The organism is Clostridium sp. HV4-5-A1G (assembly GCF_900184915.1).
Taxonomy (GTDB): domain Bacteria; phylum Bacillota; class Clostridia; order Clostridiales; family Clostridiaceae; genus Clostridium_B; species Clostridium_B aromativorans.
Window position 1 is genome coordinate 1 of the sequence record NZ_FXYI02000225.1, and the last position, 4,849, is coordinate 4,849.

At 33.2% G+C, this 4,849-nt stretch carries 7 protein-coding genes; all 7 read left to right on the forward strand.

Translation table 11 applies throughout. The annotated features are described in order from the left end of the window. Window positions 1-204 precede the first annotated feature (204 nt). The 7 genes from J5G60_RS16635 to J5G60_RS16665 all read left to right on the forward strand — a co-directional run bounded on the left by J5G60_RS16635 (window position 205) and on the right by J5G60_RS16665 (window position 4,594). A complete protein-coding gene (locus tag J5G60_RS16635) occupies window positions 205-1,149 on the forward strand; it encodes a DMT family transporter (protein ID WP_150358402.1) in 945 nt (314 codons plus the stop codon). Next, on the forward strand, window positions 1,142-1,843 hold the full coding sequence (locus J5G60_RS16640; protein WP_150358403.1) for a pentapeptide repeat-containing protein: 702 nt from the start codon (window positions 1,142-1,144) through the stop codon (window positions 1,841-1,843). The genes J5G60_RS16635 and J5G60_RS16640 overlap by 8 nt, the downstream gene beginning before the upstream one ends. 51 nt (window positions 1,844-1,894) lie before the next feature. Then, complete coding sequence (locus tag J5G60_RS16645; protein WP_150358404.1) at window positions 1,895-2,431, forward strand: nitroreductase family protein; 537 nt, start codon at window positions 1,895-1,897, stop codon at window positions 2,429-2,431. A gap of 142 nt (window positions 2,432-2,573) precedes the next feature. Beyond that, complete coding sequence (locus J5G60_RS16650) at window positions 2,574-3,020, forward strand: aminoacyl-tRNA deacylase (RefSeq protein ID WP_150358405.1); 447 nt, start codon at window positions 2,574-2,576, stop codon at window positions 3,018-3,020. Window positions 3,021-3,085: 65 nt separating this feature from the next. Beyond that, window positions 3,086-3,790, forward strand: a complete 705-nt coding sequence (locus J5G60_RS16655) for a FlxA-like family protein (RefSeq protein ID WP_150358406.1) — start codon at window positions 3,086-3,088, stop codon at window positions 3,788-3,790. Window positions 3,791-3,889: 99 nt separating this feature from the next. Beyond that, entirely contained in the window at window positions 3,890-4,066 is a 177-nt protein-coding gene (locus tag J5G60_RS16660) for a YjfB family protein (protein ID WP_150358407.1), read from the forward strand. Window positions 4,067-4,081: 15 nt separating this feature from the next. Continuing rightward, window positions 4,082-4,594 carry a GNAT family N-acetyltransferase gene (locus tag J5G60_RS16665; protein WP_150358408.1) on the forward strand — a complete coding sequence of 171 codons (513 nt, stop codon included), beginning with the start codon at window positions 4,082-4,084 and terminating at the stop codon, window positions 4,592-4,594. Window positions 4,595-4,849 lie beyond the last annotated feature (255 nt).

Here is a 4,849-nt window from a genome sequence, read left to right on the forward strand (position 1 = left end):
ACTTCTAGCTTCGTCGGCATCGTCATATGTGTTTAAGAGACAGATATAAGTTTATATAAAAATTATATTGATACTTAAATGATGAAACAGCAAAATGAAGAAATGAGCAATTATGGCAGAGAAGATGTCAATTTATGATTTTGGCATTTAATTTCCAATTGCAAAGTATTACGTAGAAACTTTAATTTAGAAAAGGATGGTAAAATGAACAATAAAAGATTAAGTGCTAATATACTCTTATTAATTACTTCGGCTATATGGGGATTTGCATTTGTTGCACAGAGGGTAGGTGCTCAATATGTAGGAGCTTTCACATTTAATGGGACAAGGTTTGCTCTGGGAAGTATTTCGCTTATACCATTAATTATCTATTTTAATGAAAAGAAGAAATACAGCGGAAATTATAAAAATAATGTTGAGATAAATCTTAAAAGATCAATTTTACCTGGTGCGTTAGTTGGCATAGTCCTTTTTGCAGGTTCAACACTACAGCAAATTGGTCTCAGTTACACAACTGCCGGAAAAGCAAGCTTTATTACAGGACTTTATATGGTTTTTGTGCCGATTATAAGCATATTTTTAAAACATAAAATTGAAAAAAGTTTGTGGATTGGAGTAGTATTTGCAGTTGTTGGACTTTACCTTTTAAGCGTAAATGAAAATTTCAGTATAAGTTATGGAGACTTGTTCGAAATTATAGGGGCAATATTCTGGGCTGTACATATTTTAATGATAGATTATTTTTCTGATAAGGTAAATGCCCTGAAATTATGTTGTGCTCAATTTGCGGTATGTTCATTTTTAAGTTTAATAATGGCTCTGATATTTGAAAATATTATTTTGAGTGACATTTCACAGGCTTTGGTTCCAATACTTTATGGTGGTCTTTTATCAGTTGGTGTGGCATATACCTTGCAGGCGATAGCTCAGAAAAATGCTAAGCCATCTCATGCTGCTATTATATTAAGTATGGAATCAGTATTTGGCGCTGTAGGAGGGGTACTCTTACTTGGAGAGAACATGAGCGGTAGAGGATATACAGGTTGTGCCCTTATATTGGTAGGAATAATTGTATCACAATTGAATTCCATTCAAAATGAACATAAAGCGATTTGTTCAGGATTTAAGGAGGAAAAATATCATGCGTAAATTATCGCAGGAGAAATTTAAAGAAATATTAAAAACTAGGAGAGCGAAAGAAAGGCTTGTTTTAAAAGAGATAGAGCTTTTTAATATGGATTTTACAAACTTGGATTTATCTAATATTGATTTTTCTTTCAGTGTATTTCATAAAATTAGGTTTGATGAGGCAAGCCTAGAGTACAGCAGTGTTTTTAATGCACTATTTGATGAATGTACCGCACGTAAGACGAATTTTAGGCATGCAAATTTGGAATGCGCAGCGCTTCGATATGCAGATATGACAGGTTGTAATATTGAAGGTGCAAATTTATATGGTGCAGTACTGGAGCATGCTAAATTGGAAGGTATTATTTCAGATGAGAATACAAAATGGTTTCGCTTGCATTGTCCAGAGAAGGGAGCCTTTCTTGGATATAAGAAGTGTTTTAATGATCTTTTGGTACAGCTTCTAATACCGGCAGATGCAAAGCGCAGTTCTGCTACTTTACCTTCTTGCCGCTGCAGCAGGGCAAAAGTGCTTACGATCAAAAGCTTCGACTATGAGGAAAGTTACAAGGAAGCTTGGTCTTTGGTAGATGAAAATTTTGTTTATCGTGTGGGTGAGTGGGTAGAAGTAGAAAATTTTAATGAGGATAGATGGATGGATTCTACTACGGGCATTCATTTTTGGATGACAAGAGAAGAGGCGAAGAAGTATTAGAATTAAGCATTTTCAATTAAAGTACTAAATTTCATTGAAAGGAGTATATTTATGACCAATTATTTTGATTTAATTGCACAGCGTGAGAGCTGCAGAAATTATCTGGATAAGCAGGTTGAAAAGGAAAAATTAATTTCCTGCATAGAGGCGTGTCGAATTGCCCCTTCAGCTTGTAACGAGCAGCCCTGGAAATTCATAGTTGTTAATAATAGGGAACTATCTTTTAAAGTGGCAAAGTGTCTCCAGGATATAGGTATGAACAAATTTACGGATAAATGTCCTGCCTTTGTCATTGTACTGGAGGAGAAAGGGGATATTAAAGCGCGAATTGGAGGAGCAGTCAAAGATCAGGATTATTCCTCCATTGATATTGGTATTGCAGCAGCTTATCTATGCCTTGCGGCCACTGAGCAGGGATTGTCCACCTGTATTATGGGCTGGTTTAATGAGAAAAAGCTCAAGAAACTGCTGGATATACCAACAGCTAAGAGGATAAGGCTCGTAATAAGTGTGGGCTACTCTGCAGATACAAAACTCCGCAGCAAAATTCGCAAAAGCAGGGAGGAGATTTTGCAGTTTATAGACTGAATTGATGAAGGTGTAAGAGAGGGCTTTACTTTTATAATGAGCACACAGATTATTGTAATATTTATTTTAGAGAGGAACTCTTTATACTGGAATGAAGAGATAGTCGGCTAAAGAATACACTTTTATTAGGAGGTGAAATAGTATGGAGAATATAAGAGAGATTTTGAAAAAAAGCGGCTGTTCATATGAATTGATTCATAATGATGTACCTATCCGTACTGCAAAAGAAGGTGCGGATTATTTTAAAATTGATATTGACCAAATAGCACCGACTCTTATAATATATACTGCAGTGGGTTTTCATGTATTGATTGTTTCAGGAGAAAGAGGCCATGTTAATTTTAAAGACATAAAGCATTTATTGGGCTGTAAAAATGTAAGATTGGCGACCAAAGAGGAGGTTAAGTACGTAACAGGATTTTCAGTGGGCAATGTTCCTATGCTTGGAATTTCACTGCCATGCATAATAGATAGAAAACTTCTTAAATTCTCATTTGTTTATGGCGGTTCGGGCGAAAAAGACACTACTCTGAAAATTGATCCAAATGCTCTGTTTAAATTGAATAAAGTTGTTGGGACACTGGATTAAAACTAAGTATTTTTAGTGGAACTACGATAATATAACTGGAGATTTTTATAAGGAGATGTATAACTGTGATAAGTTCAATTTTTTCCATTGGGGTACATAATGCAGTGAGCGGCAAAAAGGATAATTCCAGTGACGATCAGATAAAGGCACTTCGCAGTCAGGAGTCATCCATTCAAAAGCAGATAGACAGCATAAAAAATGGTGATATGGATGTAAAGACAAAACAGGAGCTCATGGAACCTTTACAGGAGCAGATTCAGAGTATAGAAGCCCAAATTCAGCAGATACAGATGTCTCAAATAAGCAATGAGGATAACTCTAAGTCGAAGATTAAGGATCAGTCAAGTTTAAATGTATCGGATGTAGATGTGGAGGATAAACTCAAACTTTCAAAAGATACATTGATTTTAAATGTGTCAAATACCTATAATCAGTTGAAAACCATAAATTCCATAAAGAAAAAATTGATTGGAAATTCAAATGTATTGAAATCTGATGCTGATTTTGATGAAAATATGGAAAACTACAGCATGGCAAAAAGAGAAAGAGCTGAAGCAGCATTAAATATGGGTAAAGCCAATGGTATACAATCTAAAATTGGAAAATTGTATGACAATATAGAAGGATCTATAAAAGATGTAAATGGCTTAAATGAAAAATTAAAATATATTGAAAATGGAAAGAATGCAAATGATGAAGTAGGTGGAAGAAAAATATCTTTAGAGAATGATTTTACTAAAAAGGTAAATGACATAGATGAATTTGTATGATAAAATTGTGATGATAATTTTGTTATTTATCAGTTATCAGCTGGTAGTTTAAATTGAAAAGATAGCGTTTTTTTAAATAAAACGAAGGAAGGTGAAAATATGGATATACCTAAATTGTCGATGGCTATGAGCCAGTTAAATGTGTCAACTGCGGTAAGTACAGCTTTAACAAAAAAAATATTGGATAATGGACAGAAAAATGCTCAGCAGATTATAGAGAGTATCGACCAGATTCAAGACACGAATCTTGGAACAAATTTTGATGTGAGCGCATAAAGGATTTGGTATTGAATGAGTACAGAATTGATATTAAGAAAAGCGGTCATACAGGATTTGGCCGATGTAGTAAAAATTTTTAAAGCTGCTATTCGAGTAATGAATGACAATGGAATTGATCAATGGGATAGTATATATCCAGATAGAGAGATTTTAAAAGAAGATATTCTAAAAAGTCAAATGTTTTTAGGAAAAATTAATGACAGAATAGCATTTGTGGTTGTTATAAATCAAGAATGCAATGAAGAGTATAAAAATGGAAACTGGAGGTATGAAGGAGATCCTTTTGTTATAATTCATAGATTATGTGTTAATCCAGATTTTCAACATCAGGGAATTGGCAAATGTACCCTCATGTTGATTGAGAGAATGTTAAAGAAGAAAAATATAAAATCTATAAGATTAGATGCTTTTTCCTTAAATCCGATTGCCTTAAAATTGTATGATAAAAATGGCTATAAGAGGGTAGGAAAAATAAATCTTAGAAAAGGAATATTTTACTTATATGAAAAAAAAATAAAGATATAAATTATTGACATAGTATCTACAATATGAAATTGAATAAAATTTAAACATCGGAGATTGATGATACCGATGTAAAGTAAGCAGTCAATGTATTGGATTATAGATATTTTGATTCATATGAAACCTAAATATTTTAATAATTTTGACAAAAAGGGCGTAATTCTCCTATCTTCTATAAGTTGGAGATGAATAGTCCTTGTTATTTTAGGTTCGATGCCTAAAATAATAACTACTTGACGAATTATTATATATGATGTA

Excerpts from the sequence above, each read along its gene's own strand:
- J5G60_RS16660 (WP_150358407.1), top strand. The coding sequence starts at position 3,890 with ATGGATATACCTAAATTGTCGATGGCTATGAGCCAGTTAAATGTGTCA.
- J5G60_RS16645 (WP_150358404.1), top strand. The coding sequence starts at position 1,895 with ATGACCAATTATTTTGATTTAATTGCACAGCGTGAGAGCTGCAGAAAT.
- J5G60_RS16635 (WP_150358402.1), top strand. The coding sequence starts at position 205 with ATGAACAATAAAAGATTAAGTGCTAATATACTCTTATTAATTACTTCG.
- J5G60_RS16640 (WP_150358403.1), top strand. The coding sequence starts at position 1,142 with ATGCGTAAATTATCGCAGGAGAAATTTAAAGAAATATTAAAAACTAGG.
- J5G60_RS16665 (WP_150358408.1), top strand. The coding sequence starts at position 4,082 with ATGAGTACAGAATTGATATTAAGAAAAGCGGTCATACAGGATTTGGCC.
- J5G60_RS16650 (WP_150358405.1), top strand. The coding sequence starts at position 2,574 with ATGGAGAATATAAGAGAGATTTTGAAAAAAAGCGGCTGTTCATATGAA.